Annotated in this window: 13 protein-coding genes; 1 reads left to right on the forward strand and 12 read right to left on the reverse strand. The window is 38.2% G+C overall.

The genetic code is table 11. The features are described 5' to 3' along the window. Nucleotides 1–6: 6 nt before the first annotated feature. From adcAII to GEZ84_RS04795, 6 genes are all read right to left on the reverse strand, one after another. Nucleotides 7–924: a zinc-binding lipoprotein AdcAII gene (gene adcAII, locus GEZ84_RS04770; RefSeq protein WP_153223679.1), complete on the reverse strand. Its 918-nt coding sequence runs from the start codon at nucleotides 922–924 to the stop codon at nucleotides 7–9. Nucleotides 925–1,219: 295 nt separating this feature from the next. Then, complete coding sequence (locus GEZ84_RS04775) at nucleotides 1,220–2,611, reverse strand: APC family permease (protein ID WP_153223680.1); 1,392 nt, start codon at nucleotides 2,609–2,611, stop codon at nucleotides 1,220–1,222. Between the two features lie 122 nt (nucleotides 2,612–2,733). Beyond that, nucleotides 2,734–3,300 (reverse strand): thiol-disulfide oxidoreductase-associated lipoprotein SdbB, encoded by a 567-nt coding sequence (gene sdbB, locus GEZ84_RS04780; protein ID WP_153223681.1) that lies wholly within the window; start codon nucleotides 3,298–3,300, stop codon nucleotides 2,734–2,736. An 11-nt stretch (nucleotides 3,301–3,311) separates the two neighbouring features. Continuing rightward, a complete protein-coding gene (gene ccdA2, locus GEZ84_RS04785; RefSeq protein ID WP_153223682.1) occupies nucleotides 3,312–4,019 on the reverse strand; it encodes a thiol-disulfide oxidoreductase-associated membrane protein CcdA2 in 708 nt (235 codons plus the stop codon). A gap of 203 nt (nucleotides 4,020–4,222) precedes the next feature. Next, complete coding sequence (locus tag GEZ84_RS04790) at nucleotides 4,223–4,498, reverse strand: HU family DNA-binding protein (protein WP_001284637.1); 276 nt, start codon at nucleotides 4,496–4,498, stop codon at nucleotides 4,223–4,225. 107 nt (nucleotides 4,499–4,605) lie between these two features. After that, nucleotides 4,606–5,445 carry a DegV family protein gene (locus tag GEZ84_RS04795; protein WP_153223683.1) on the reverse strand — a complete coding sequence of 280 codons (840 nt, stop codon included), beginning with the start codon at nucleotides 5,443–5,445 and terminating at the stop codon, nucleotides 4,606–4,608. A gap of 141 nt (nucleotides 5,446–5,586) precedes the next feature. Between GEZ84_RS04795 and GEZ84_RS04800 the strand changes: the two genes are divergently transcribed. Next, nucleotides 5,587–6,435 (forward strand): YitT family protein, encoded by an 849-nt coding sequence (locus GEZ84_RS04800; protein ID WP_153223684.1) that lies wholly within the window; start codon nucleotides 5,587–5,589, stop codon nucleotides 6,433–6,435. Between the two features lie 87 nt (nucleotides 6,436–6,522). Here the strand turns inward: GEZ84_RS04800 and GEZ84_RS04805 are convergent, their stop codons facing one another. From GEZ84_RS04805 to eno, 6 genes are all read right to left on the reverse strand, one after another. Then, nucleotides 6,523–7,440: a bifunctional riboflavin kinase/FAD synthetase gene (locus GEZ84_RS04805; protein WP_153223685.1), complete on the reverse strand. Its 918-nt coding sequence runs from the start codon at nucleotides 7,438–7,440 to the stop codon at nucleotides 6,523–6,525. 361 nt (nucleotides 7,441–7,801) lie between these two features. Next, the gene (locus tag GEZ84_RS04810) at nucleotides 7,802–8,662 is read right to left on the reverse strand and encodes a methionyl aminopeptidase (RefSeq protein WP_000631543.1); all 861 of its coding nucleotides are present in this window, start codon (nucleotides 8,660–8,662) and stop codon (nucleotides 7,802–7,804) included. Between the two features lie 15 nt (nucleotides 8,663–8,677). Beyond that, the gene (gene spxR, locus GEZ84_RS04815) at nucleotides 8,678–9,955 is read right to left on the reverse strand and encodes a CBS-HotDog domain-containing transcription factor SpxR (RefSeq protein ID WP_153223686.1); all 1,278 of its coding nucleotides are present in this window, start codon (nucleotides 9,953–9,955) and stop codon (nucleotides 8,678–8,680) included. Continuing rightward, nucleotides 9,948–10,499, reverse strand: a complete 552-nt coding sequence (locus GEZ84_RS04820; RefSeq protein ID WP_153223687.1) for a GNAT family N-acetyltransferase — start codon at nucleotides 10,497–10,499, stop codon at nucleotides 9,948–9,950. The genes spxR and GEZ84_RS04820 overlap by 8 nt, the downstream gene beginning before the upstream one ends. A gap of 15 nt (nucleotides 10,500–10,514) precedes the next feature. Continuing rightward, the gene (locus GEZ84_RS04825; RefSeq protein WP_153223688.1) at nucleotides 10,515–11,774 is read right to left on the reverse strand and encodes a UDP-N-acetylglucosamine 1-carboxyvinyltransferase; all 1,260 of its coding nucleotides are present in this window, start codon (nucleotides 11,772–11,774) and stop codon (nucleotides 10,515–10,517) included. 269 nt (nucleotides 11,775–12,043) lie between these two features. Next, nucleotides 12,044–13,348, reverse strand: coding sequence for a surface-displayed alpha-enolase (eno, locus tag GEZ84_RS04830; RefSeq protein ID WP_000022813.1), 1,305 nt, complete (start codon nucleotides 13,346–13,348; stop codon nucleotides 12,044–12,046). Nucleotides 13,349–13,407 lie beyond the last annotated feature (59 nt).

Here is a 13,407-nt window from a genome sequence, read left to right on the forward strand (position 1 = left end):
CTTTTCTCACTTTAATTCTTCTGCTAGAACACTCATATTTTCTTCTAGATTTTCTAGGTAAGTCTTGTCATTTTGTGGGTCTGCTTCTAAAGGATTCAAAGTTTTAAGCCCCACACCTGTTGATTTGACAAGAGTTTCAGCTACTTTTGAAGAAGCATTGCTTTCTGTAAAAATTGTTTTAACCTTATAGGTTTTAACAAATTCCTGAATTTCTGTTAGTTGTCGTGGACTTGGTTCTTGTTCAGGAGAGATACCTGCAATACCAAGTTGATTAAGTCCAAATCTCTTAGCTAGATAAGAAAAGGCTGTATGTTGTGTTACAAATGTTTTCTGACTCGCTTTTTCAAATTTAGGCTGGAATTTCTTAGTCAATTCTTGAGCTTTTTTGATAAAGGCTTGCGCATTTTTCTGGTAAGTTTCTTTATGCTCACTATCAATCTCCGAAAGTTTATCAGCGACAATTTGAGCTTCTTCTCCAGCTTTTTCCGGATCTAGCCAAGTGTGAGGATCATAGAGCGTTTTTTCATCAACTCCATCACCTACTTCCACATCTTCTAGACCAGGGACACGTTCCAATGTCATTCCTTCAGAAGCCTCTAAAACCTTAACCTTAGATTTTTTTAGATTTGGATCCAGACTTCCTGCCCAAGATTCGAGCGTATGCGAATGGTAAACAAAGACATCTGCATCATAGATGGCAGCAATGTCATTTGCTGAAGGTTCAAAGGAGTGAATCCCACTACTTGACTGAATCATCCGAACATCATTCAAGTCACCTGACACTTCCTTTACCATAGCGTAGATAGGGTAGAAACTGGTCACAATTTTCATCCCTTTCCCTGTCTGGCTTTCCTTTTGACCACAAGCCCCTAAACACAAAAGAAAGACACTTAACAATACTAAAAATAAACTTTGTTTTTTCATGGATAACCCCTTAACTATTTAATTAACTGGTAAACATTCTACTCCTAAAAATTTAATCTGTCAAGCTATTTTTAGAAAAAATTTGAAATTTCTTTCACATATAAAAATCTGCTGAATTTCAACAACTCAACAGATTCTCACTTTATATACTCAATGAAAATCAAAGAGCAAATTAGGAAGCTAGCCGCAGGCTGCTCAAAACATGTTTTTGAGGTTGCAGATAGAACTGACGAAGTCAGTCACATATATACGGCAAGGTGAAGCTGACGTGGTTTGAAGAGATTTTCGAAGAGTATTATTCTTCTATGGTAGAATGATTATAACCATAAGTAAAGTAAATAAAACTTCCTATCAACAAAGCAATCAAGAAAGCAATCCATGTTTCCATATTATACTGCAACATAAAGGATAGACAAATGATAATTGATAAAATGGGTAACAGGGGTACCAATGGTGTTTTAAATTCTCCAGCTTTGGGGATTCCTTTTTCTTTCCGTAAGCGAATCAGACCATAAGCCAGCATAATCAAGTAGGCCAAGGTACAAATGTTTAAGAAAGCTGCAATACTAGCTAATGGAAACATTCCTGCTGCTACTGCTGAAGCTAGACCTGTCAAGATAGTAGCATTCTTTGGCACCTTGCTAGTCTTCGTTAGTTCTTTAAAGGCGGCAGGCATCAATCCGTCACGCGCTAAACTGTAAATCATACGTGATAGGGCATAGGTCATCGAAATACAAACTGTAATCAAAGTTAAGATAGCCACTAATGACACATAGTTGGCTGCCCAACTAATCCCAACGCTACGAAGAGCAAAGGCAACGGCATCATCAACATTTAGATGACTATAGTGAACCACACCAGTCAAGACAAGTGTCACCAAGGCATAAAGAATGGTTACGATAGAAAGCGATAAGACAATTCCTCTAGGAATATTTTTTTGAGGAGTCTTGACTTCATCTACAGCCATAGAGATGGATTCAAATCCCAAAAAACCGAAGAACATCAAGGACGCACCAGCCATAATACCAGTATTAGCACCATAGATTTGTCCAAAACCGTAAGGAGCAAAATTGCTCCAATTATCAAGTTTGATATGCCAAATTCCTACTAAAACAAAGAGAGCTAAAGCGGAAAATTTCAAAATAACTAAAATAGAATTAAAGCGTAAGGCTGCCTTGGCATTTAGTAAAACAAGCGAAGTCACCAAGACTAAGACAAGAATAGGTAATAAATCAACAAATGTCCCTGCTTGAGGATTAAAGGTACCATTTAAAGCCTGAGGAAGGGCTATCCCGTATTGAGAGAGCAAGCCTTTAAAATAAGCTGCCCAACCCGAAGCCACACCTGATATGGCTGTCATGAACTCCATCATGGTTAACCAACCAGCCAACCAAGCTGGAAATTCTCCTAAGATAGCATAGAGATAACTGTAGGCACCACCTGTAGCAGGTACTCGCGAGGCAAATTCTGCAAAAAAGAGAGCTGATAATCCCACACACAAGGCAGAAATAACAATTGAAATCACTAGGGCTGGACCAGCAAGTGTTGCAGCTGCAGTACCTGTAATTGTAAAGACGCCTGTCCCTACCATGGCTCCGATACCCAGCAAAATCAAATCCCATAACTTCAAATGCCTGTGCATTTCCGTTTTATCCAAACTTACATTCTTTGTTCTAAATATATTCATATTTCTCTCCAAAATAAAATGATGATTCTATTTTACCATAAATATAGGAAATTTGTGAATATTTATAAAATAATTTTCTAAAAAAATCTGACTACACTCTTGTAATCAGATTTTTATCTATTCTAGTTCATTTCTTTAAATGCTGCTTCTGCATCCGCGTTGCTGATGACACCAAATTGAATCTTTCCAATCTTTCCTTGACTGTCAATCAGGTATTCTGTAGGAATGCTTCGAATTTGATAAGCTTGGAAGGTAGTTGCTTTGGTATCATAAAGAACTGGGATATCCTTATAACCTTGATCTTGGAACCATTGTGGGAATTGCTCGACAGTTTTTTCACCTTGAATTCCTGGTGCAATGACACTAAGAATTTCAAAATCACGATCTGGTTTCGCAGCTAATTCCATCAACTCAGGCATACTTTTCTTACATGGACCACACCATGAAGCCCAAAACTTCAAGTAGACTTTTTTTCCCTTATAATCAGATAACTTGACTTCTTTGCCATCCATAGATTGCAAGGTAAAGTCTGGAGCATCTTTTCCAACAGCAATTTGTTGTACAGGCGTTTGTTGCTGTTGTTTTGGGGCTTGTTGTGGAGCTTGAGTCTTTTTAGTCTCTTCCTCACCACAGGCCATCAATACGACTAATGACAAGAGGCTTAAGCCAGCAAACATTACTTTTTTCATCTTTTTCTCCTTTATTCAAAAATTCCAGCTAGAACATTTACTTGTCCTAATAGTAACAAAATTCCCATTAAAATAATAAGGAAACCACCAATTTTCTTTAGTAGCATCATATGACGTTTGATTTTACTAAAATAAGGCATCACTACACCAGAAGCTAGAGCCAAAACCAAGAAAGGAATAGCCATCCCCAGAGTGTAAATAAGAGTATAGATAGCTCCTTGCCAAGCTCCATTGCCTCCAGAAGCCGCAAGCGCTAAAACAGAACTTAAAACTGGACCAATACAAGGCGTCCAACCAAAGCTAAAGGTAATACCAAGTAAAAATGCTGACCAATAACGATTGGTTACTGATTTCTTAAAAGTAAAACTTTTTTGAACCTCTAATTTCTTAAAATGAAAAATTTCCATCTGGTGAAGTCCCAAAATGATAATAATTGTTCCCATAACATATCGAAACCAATTTGCATAGAGAATATTACCAAAGTAACCTGCACCAAAGCCTAGAATAAAGAAAACGAGAGAGATACCCACGATAAAGCAAAGTGTTCGAATCAAACCTGACCAGAGAACCTTTCTCCCAAACAAAGAAAAACTTTTTGCACTTTCTTGATCATCCAATAAAATCCCAGCATAAACTGGCAAAAGAGGAAAGATGCAGGGAGAAAAAAAGGATAAAACGCCTGCTAAAAAAACGGAGATTGAAAATACTATCGTTTCCAATGAAGAACCAACTTTCTTAATAATTCTATTACTATTTTACTATAATCAAGTTTATTTGTATGATTTCTGCTACGCAAATTAAATTAGCCTGTATTTAAAAGATCTTTTCTGTCACTAGCTAATTCAGATTTTGGCTCTAAAGCCCAAAAAAAGCCTACTGACCAAGCTAGAAAGCTTGATACAATAGGCTTTTTAAATTCAAATTATTTAACAGCGTCTTTAAGAGCTTTACCAGCTTTGAATGCTGGAACTTTAGAAGCTGCAATTGTGATTTCTTTACCTGTTTGTGGGTTGCGACCTTTACGTGCAGCACGCTCACGAACTTCAAAGTTACCAAAACCGATCAATTGAACTTTTTCACCAGCTGCAAGGTAGTCAGCTACTGCTGCGAATACAGCTTCAACTGCTGCTGCTGAGTCTTTCTTAGTCAATTCTGTAGCTTCTGCTACTTTAGCGATCAAATCTTGTTTGTTTGCCATGTTAATGATTCCTCCAAATTAATTTCTAATTAACAACTATAATCATATCCTAAAATCCCTTTTAGGTCAAGTTAAAAACGCTATTTATTCGCATTTTCTTTATTTTTTTAGGAATTGTAACGAACTAAAATAGCCCAAGCGTTCTCACCCGTGTGAGTTTGAATAATAGATCCTGTCTCCAATACTGAAATTGGCTTTTCAACATAAGGTTGCAAATTGTCTTTCATCTCTTTTGCCCAATCAGAACTACCAGAATATGAAATTCCAATCTCTGCTACAGAACGGTCAGAGAGCAATATTATCAACTCATCCAACCATTTTTTAAAAGTTTTAGCTCCACGCCCTTTAACCATTGGTTGCAATTCATGGTCCTTCATCTGCATGACAACACGTATATTGAGAAGTGAGCTCAACAATCCCGTTACACGGCCAATTCGTCCACCTTTTACTAGATTTTCTAGAGTAGAAACGCCAATATAAAGCTCCGTATGGTTTTTTACTTCTTCTACATGAGATAAAATTTCCTCCATATCTTTGCCTTCTTGTGCTAATTTAGCAGCTTCAACAACTTGGAATTTCAAGGCTTGGTCAGTGAAGGAACTGTCAATAACTGTTACGTCAGCAGTAGATAAACTAGCACCTTGGCGCGCTGCTTCTACAGTACCTGAAAGGGCATGGGACATATGAATAGCAAGAATCTGACTGCCATCCTTGCACAAGTCTTCAAAAACTTCAGCGAAAACACCTACAGGTGGTTGACTTGTTTTCGGAAGGTTCTTACTTTCTTGCATCAACTGAAGAAACTTACCTTCTTCTTTTAAATCAGCATCCGAATAAACAACATTATCAATCATTACAGATAGAGGAACTACCGTGATATCTAATTGCTTTACTAATTCTGGCTCAATAGTAACAGATGAATCGGTAACAATCTTAATTTTTGTCATAGTATCAATCTTTCTATTTTAGGATTCAGATTGGTTTTCTTACTTTTAATTATATCAAAAAAAGATTAAAAATCCTAATGGAGTCAATCAAATTTTCCTTAAAAATTTGATATAATCAACTTATAAGAAAAGAGGTGTCCTATGATTAAAAAAATCTATCCCATTTTAACTATTTTACTAGGTGCTGGCATTTACGCTTTTGGTCTAACCTATTTTGTAGTTCCCCATCATCTCTTCGAAGGAGGGGCTACAGGCATTACTCTTATTACCTTTTATCTTTTTGAAATTCCTGTTTCCCTCATGAATCTGCTGATTAATATTCCTCTATTCATCCTAGCTTGGAAAATATTTGGAGCAAAATCTCTCTACTCTAGTTTGCTCGGAACCTTGGCTTTATCTGCCTGGTTAGCTTTTTTTGAGCGTATTCCCCTTCATATTGACCTTCAAGGTGATTTACTAATCACTGCCCTCATAGCTGGAATTCTGTTAGGAATTGGTCTTGGAATTATCTTTAACGCTGGAGGTACAACGGGTGGAACTGATATTCTAGCTCGTATCCTCAACAAATACACTCATTTATCCATGGGGAAACTACTTTTTATCTTAGATTTTTGTATTCTCATGCTCATTCTCCTTATTTTTAAGGATTTGAGATTGGTTACTTACACTCTACTCTTTACTTTCATTGTATCCCGAGTGATTGATTTGATCGGGGAAGGAGGATACGCAGGTAAAGGATTTATGATTATTACCAAACGTCCTGACCAACTTGCTAAGGCTATTAATGATGACCTAGGAAGAGGTGTTACTTTTATCTCAGGGCAAGGCTACTATAGTCAAAAAGATTTGAAAATCATCTACTGTATTGTCGGAAGAAATGAAATTGTTAAAATGAAGGAAATGATTCATCGAATCGATCCTCAAGCCTTTATCACTATTACAGAAGCTCACGAAATCCTTGGAGAAGGATTTACCTTTGAAAAAGAATAAAAAGAGGTAGTGTAGTGACCTCAGAAGTTAGACTAAATCATCTATCTTTCAGGTCACAGACAACCTCTTTTTTGTCTACTTATACTCTTAAGACCAATTCCGAGCTACTTCTTCATCAGCCTTTAACTGATCCACTAATTGGTCGACTGAGTCAAATTTGGTCATATCTCGAATGCGATCAAGCCAATAAACCATGACGGTCTCGCCATAAATATCTTGATTAAAATCAAAAATATTGATTTCAAAACGTGCTTCTTCTCCATCGAAGGTCACGTTTTTCCCGACACTAGCCATAGCACGATACTTCTGTCGTTGAATCTCAACATCAACGACATAAACACCATCTGCTGGCATATAAGTACGGTCTAAAAGCACCAAATTCGCTGTCGGATAACCGATCGTACGACCACGAGCATTACCATGAACCACCATGCCTCTTGATGGAAGCGGTGCCCCCAAAAGTTCTCCTGCTTCTTTCACATTTCCGTCTAAAATAGCTTGACGAATACGTGTTGAACTAATCTTTCCTTTCTCATCTTCTACAGGTGGAACAATAATGACTTCTCCATCAAAGTAATCCTTTAAGTCTTCTGCTGTTTTTTGGTCAGAGCCAAATGTATAATCAAAACCTGCAACAATAATTTTGGCATTCATAGCCTTGATATAAGTCGCAAAAAATTCTTCTGCCGTGAGACTAGCGAATTGACTACTAAAATCAAGGAGATATAATTCTTCTACACCTTCACGTTTTAATTTTCTCTCACGTTCAGAAGGATTCAAAATATGCAAAAATAGGTCAGGATGATAAGGCTCTAAAGCAATCTTTGGAGATTCATTAAAGGTCATAACGACGATAGGCAATAAATCCTTTCTCGCAGCCTTATTGGCAACACGAAATAATTCTTGATGCCCCTTATGTATACCATCAAAATAGCCGAGAACCACGACTGAATCAGATGGGGTGCCAATATCTTTTTGGTTCTTTATAGGAATAGTAATAATCATAAAATAATTATATCATAGTGATAGCTATTTCTGAACCAGAAAATCTGAAATGACATTTTTTTAACCTGAAGTGTACCATTTTAGAAGAATTTTATTTTTGATACTCTTCGAAAATCTCTTCAAACCACGTCAGCGTCGCCTTACCGTACTCAAGTACAGCTTGCGGCTAGCTTCCTAGTTTGCTCTTTGATTTTCATTGAGTATGAAATCATAATAAAGGCCAAGAGATTGAGATAAGAATCTTAAAATCAGAAAAACACATCATATCAGCTAGTTAAAACTTGATACAATGCGTTTTATTATAAAAAGATCTACTGGATTTTTTATCAAAATGAATTTCCAGTAGCCTTTTCGCTTTTTATTAATAAGTTCCTTCTTCACCTTGGCTAGTCAAGATAACAGGCCCATCTTTCGTAATCACGAATTGGTGTTCATATTGACATGACAATCCACCATCAATGGTCTTATGCGCCCAACCAGTTTTCATATCTGTATCAATTTCCCAGTCACCTGTATTAATCATTGGTTCAATGGTCAAAACCATTCCTTCACGGAGACGAAGCCCACGACCAGCAATACCATAGTTAGGAACCATTGGTTCTTCGTGCATGGTTGGGCCAACACCATGACCAACCAAATCACGCACTACACCGTAACCACGACTTTCAGCGTATTCTTGAATGGCTGCACCGATATCACCAATACGGTTTCCAACAACAGCTTGCTCGATTCCCTTGTACATAGCTTCTTTGGTTACATCCATCAAATTTTTTACTTCTTCGGACGGTGTACCAACAGCATAAGCCCAACAAGAGTCTGCTAGACCACCAGAGTAACTCTGAGTGTATTTTTTCATTTGCTCCACATTGTTGAAGTTTAATTTTGAGACATTCAGGTCAGATTTAGCTATAGGACCTCCCAAAACCATATCAACTTTGAGTAAATCACCATCTTTCAAGATATAGTGACGAGGGAAAGCATGAGCTACTTCATCATTAAGAGAGCAACAGGTAGCATAAGGATAGTCCATCATTGCACCATCAACTCCAATCTGAAGCGGAAGGAAATTTTCTTCCTTACAACGACGTCGGACATACTCTTCAACTTCCCACATATCTACGCCAGGCTTAATCAAATCACGTAAGCCGATATGAATACTTGCTAGAAAATCTCCAGCCTTGTCCATAGCTTCGATTTCACGAGCTGATTTTAATGTTATCATCTTTTCTCCTAGTTTCTAATTAATTTTAACAGTCACAGTTGCTTTTGAAACAATCTGATGACCATGATAAATATCGTAATCAATAATAGCTGATCGTCTAGTATGATGGATGATGCGTGCTTGAATGCGCAGTATATCATCTATCTGAACAGCCTGCAAAAAGTAGATTAGCATCTGCTCGATAATGAGATTGCGACCACTATTAACAACTAAATCTTGGGTCATGTGGGTCAAAATTTCTGCCAATACACCATTAGCCAAAACTCCGTTCTTCTCGAGCATAAAGGGTTCAACTGTAATCACTACCTCATCATGGTGATAAGAGAGCTTTTGTCCAATCTGCTCAGAAAAAGTAGGTAGAGCAGAAACTTGGGAACGACTCATCTTCTCCATGACATCTCGTCTGGTTACAACCCCAAGTAAGGTTTGATTATTTCGAACAACTGGTACCATTTCAAAGTCTTCAGCAATCATCCGTTGACTCACATTGGCAATATTTGTCGATAATCCAACCAAAAATAAACTACGAGACATGACCTTATCAATTGTCGTACTTGGTGATTTATCTCCCGCATCTCTCATGGTTACAACGCCAACAACAACCTGATGTTGGTTAATAACTGGAAAACGGCTGCTACGATTCTTACGAACTAAGTCCAAATAATCTTTGACTGTGTCTGTCTCTCTCAAAAAACCATATTCATGACTCGGGCGATAAAGTTTCTCAACTGTCAAAATATCAGTCTTAATTTGGACATTTGACAAGGCTTTATTGATCATGGTCGCAACGGTAAAGGTATCATGCTTACTTCTTAAAACAGGAATCCCTTTTTGATTGGCCAGTTTAAGGACATCATCATGAACCTGAAATCCACCTGTAACCAGAACTGCATTTTCGTTTTCCAAGGCTAACAACTGAATACGGGTTCGGTCTCCGACAATCAAGAGTCCCCCATCATGAAGATAGGATAGGATGTTTTGTTCGGTCATAGCACCAATAGAGAACTTACTAAATTCTCTTTCTAAACCTTCTTGTCCAGCTAACACCTCAGAAGAAGTTACTTCTGCAATTTCTGCATATGTTAATCTTTCGATAGCAACTTTCTTCGATTTAACGCGAATTGTTCCACTACGGGGACGAGTCTCCACAATTCCACGGTTTTCAGCTTCCTTGATGGCCCGATAAGCCGTTCCATCACTGACTCCCAGATGATTGGAAATACTACGAACACTGACCCTTTTTCCAACAGGTAATTCTTCCAAATAGCTTAGAATTTCTTGATGTTTACTCATTAAATTCTCCCTTTACAAAGCGAAATTCAAGATAATCTCGCATTTTCCTTGTATAGCGATCGCTGCCTTTAAACTGACGGAACAAACTAAATCCAGACTTAAGAGCAACCTTTTGGCTAGCTTCATTTTCAAGATGGGTTATAATAGATAATTGTTTTAAATCAAATTCTTCAAAAGAAAGTTGGCAAAGTTTTTTTACAACTTCTGTCATAAATCCTTGTGACCAAGCATCTTTTCTCAAAAAATAGCCAAGCTCTGCTTCTTTTTTGATTTCGTCTAGCTTTTCAAACTTGATTGAACCAATCATTTGTTGATTTTTCTTGTCACAAATAGCCCATACTCCTAATGGAGATTTCATAAAATAATTGGCCAGTGCATATTGACTCTCTTCGAGACTAGCTTGACTTGGAAAAATAAATTGAAGATTTTCTGGATTCGAAGCTATCTCATAAAAGTCCTGGCTATCACTAAAAAAGAAAGGACGCAAATACAAGCGATCCGTTTCAAAAAAAGAAAACATTGCTAATTTGGTCCAAATATTCATAAACACCTCTACGGTTTAATCCTCAACAAGTGTAATATCCGCTCCTAGATTACGTAATTTTTCGATAATATCAGAATAACCACGTAAGATAAACTCGATATTGGTAATTTCAGTTTGTCCCTCGGCCATCAAACCAGCAATAACTAAAGCTGCACCAGCTCTCAGGTCAGTCGCTTTAACACTTGCTCCACGCAAACCACGTCCACCTGTGTATAAAATATGACCATTTGTTGTTGATATATCTGCGTCCATCTTAGCTAATTCAAAAACATGGTTTACACGTTTTTCGTAAATCGTATCAACAATTGTACCACGACCATTAGCTGTTAGCAAAAGAGGGGTAATCGGTTGTTGCAAATCAGTTGCAAAGCCTGGATAAGGAGCTGTCTTAATATTGATTGCTTTCAAATTAGACTGTTCTTCGACAAAAATGCTGTCTTCAGATACTGTCATTCTCACTCCCATTTCTTCCAACTTAGCAATAAATCCTTCTAGGTGTTCGTAAAGAACATTATTTATACGAATTCCCTTACCAACTGCCGCAGCTAAGGAAATATATGTTCCCGCTTCAATACGGTCTGGAATCACCTGATGACGTGTCCCATGTAATCTTTCAACACCATCAATAATGATAATATTGGTTCCAGCACCACGGATATGGGCACCCATATTATTCAAGAGAGTGGCAACATCAATAATCTCAGGTTCACGAGCTGCATTTTCAATAATGGTACGCCCATTTGCTTTAACCGCAGCAATCATCGTATTAATCGTCGCACCGACACTAACCGTATCCATGTAAATACTTGCACCATGGAGTCCTGAATCTTTAGCAGACAACTTCATGTTATCTCCCTCGTAGCTAACAGTGGCACCCATAGCTTCAAAAGCCTTAAGGTGTAGGTCAATCGGACGAGGTCCCAAATCACATCCACCAGGCAGGCCAACAGTGGCTTCGCCAAAGCGACCTAAAAGACTTCCATAAAAATAATAAGATGCACGAAGACTATTGATTTTCCCATAAGGCATTGGAATATTTTGAACACCTCTTGGATCAATCTCTAACACATCGTCATAACGCTTAACGGTAGCCCCCATTAACTCCATGATTTCAACAAGACTAGCAACATCAGAAATATCTGGTACACAATCCAAAGTCACCACATCATCAGCCAAGATAATAGCTGGAATCAAAGCTACTACACTATTTTTTGCGCCACTAATGGTAATCTCACCTTGCAGGGGCAAACCACCATTGATAACAATTTTTCTCATTTTTAATTTTTAATACTCTTTCAAAATTTCTAAAAAGGTCCTGTGTAAAAGTATATCATAAATTCACCCTTTTTTCCATCATTTTCAATTATATTAGCTAAATCGTATTTGTTGGTAACTGAACTTTCTTAAAAAGTTATGCCCCTTTTATGCCCCCTGAACAGAAAAATAGCCCTTCGGAAAAAATCCGATGGGCTAGAAACGTTGTTAAATCAACGGCCGAACTTTTTAATTTCAAGGTTCGGGATAAAATAGCTTACTGAACTATTTTATTTTTTAAGGTTGTAGAATGATTTCAATCCACGGTATTCTGCTACTTCACCAAGTTGGTCTTCGATGCGAAGCAATTGGTTGTATTTAGCGATACGGTCTGTACGTGAAAGTGAACCAGTCTTGATTTGTCCTGCGTTTGTTGCAACTGCGATGTCAGCGATTGTTGAATCTTCAGTTTCACCTGAACGGTGTGATACAACGGCAGTGTAACCAGCTTCTTTAGCCATTTCAATAGCTTCGAAAGTTTCAGTAAGAGTACCGATTTGGTTAACTTTGATAAGGATTGAGTTAGCAGCACCTTCTTGGATACCACGTGCAAGGTAGTCAGTGTTTGTTACGAAGAAGTCGTCACCAACAAGTTGCACTTTCTTACCAAGACGTTCAGTAAGAGCTTTCCAACCATCCCAGTCGTTTTCATCCATACCATCTTCGATAGTGATGATTGGGTATTTGTTAACCAATTCTTCAAGGTAGTCGATTTGTTCTGCAGATGTACGAACAGCAGCGCCTTCACCTTCAAATTTAGTGTAGTCGTAAACTTTACGTTCTTTATCGTAGAATTCTGATGAAGCACAGTCAAATCCGATAAATACGTCTTTACCTGGAACATATCCAGCAGCTTCGATCGCAGCAAGGATAGTCTCAACACCATCTTCAGTTCCTTCGAAACGAGGAGCGAATCCACCTTCGTCACCTACGGCAGTTTCCAAACCACGTGATTTAAGGATTTTCTTAAGAGCGTGGAAGATTTCAGCACCGTAACGAAGAGCTTCTTTGAATGTTGGCGCACCAACTGGCAAGATCATGAACTCTTGGAAAGCGATTGGAGCGTCAGAGTGAGAACCACCGTTGATGATGTTCATCATTGGAGTTGGAAGAACTTTAGTGTTGAATCCACCAAGGTAGCTGTAAAGTGGGATTTCAAGGTAGTCAGCAGCAGCACGAGCTACAGCGATAGACACACCAAGGATTGCGTTTGCACCCAATTTACCTTTGTTAGGAGTACCGTCAAGAGCGATCATAGCACGGTCGATAGCTTGTTGATCACGTACATCGTAGCCGATGATAGCTTCAGCAATGATGTTGTTTACGTTGTCAACAGCTTTTTGTGTACCAAGACCACCGTAACGAGATTTGTCACCGTCGCGAAGTTCAACTGCTTCGTGTTCACCAGTAGAAGCTCCTGATGGAACCATACCACGTCCGAAAGCACCTGATTCAGTGTAAACTTCTACTTCAAGTGTTGGGTTACCGCGTGAGTCTAGGACTTCGCGAGCGTAAACATCAGTAATAATTGACATTTTTTACTCTCCTTATGAGTTAAATTTTTTACACCTCTATAATACCTTAAATACCCTCC

Origin of the sequence: Streptococcus mitis (assembly GCF_009496155.1) — a bacterium.
Taxonomy (GTDB): Bacteria; Bacillota; Bacilli; order Lactobacillales; family Streptococcaceae; genus Streptococcus; species Streptococcus mitis_BQ.

Bases quoted from the DNA above. Each gene is read 5' to 3' on its own strand.
- adcAII (WP_153223679.1), bottom strand. From the start codon at position 924: ATGAAAAAACAAAGTTTATTTTTAGTATTGTTAAGTGTCTTTCTTTTG.
- GEZ84_RS04775 (WP_153223680.1), bottom strand. From the start codon at position 2,611: ATGAATATATTTAGAACAAAGAATGTAAGTTTGGATAAAACGGAAATG.
- sdbB (WP_153223681.1), bottom strand. From the start codon at position 3,300: ATGAAAAAAGTAATGTTTGCTGGCTTAAGCCTCTTGTCATTAGTCGTA.
- GEZ84_RS04790 (WP_001284637.1), bottom strand. From the start codon at position 4,498: ATGGCAAACAAACAAGATTTGATCGCTAAAGTAGCAGAAGCTACAGAA.
- GEZ84_RS04795 (WP_153223683.1), bottom strand. From the start codon at position 5,445: ATGACAAAAATTAAGATTGTTACCGATTCATCTGTTACTATTGAGCCA.
- GEZ84_RS04800 (WP_153223684.1), top strand. From the start codon at position 5,587: ATGATTAAAAAAATCTATCCCATTTTAACTATTTTACTAGGTGCTGGC.
- GEZ84_RS04805 (WP_153223685.1), bottom strand. From the start codon at position 7,440: ATGATTATTACTATTCCTATAAAGAACCAAAAAGATATTGGCACCCCA.
- GEZ84_RS04810 (WP_000631543.1), bottom strand. From the start codon at position 8,662: ATGATAACATTAAAATCAGCTCGTGAAATCGAAGCTATGGACAAGGCT.
- spxR (WP_153223686.1), bottom strand. From the start codon at position 9,955: ATGAGTAAACATCAAGAAATTCTAAGCTATTTGGAAGAATTACCTGTT.
- GEZ84_RS04820 (WP_153223687.1), bottom strand. From the start codon at position 10,499: ATGAATATTTGGACCAAATTAGCAATGTTTTCTTTTTTTGAAACGGAT.
- GEZ84_RS04825 (WP_153223688.1), bottom strand. From the start codon at position 11,774: ATGAGAAAAATTGTTATCAATGGTGGTTTGCCCCTGCAAGGTGAGATT.
- eno (WP_000022813.1), bottom strand. From the start codon at position 13,348: ATGTCAATTATTACTGATGTTTACGCTCGCGAAGTCCTAGACTCACGC.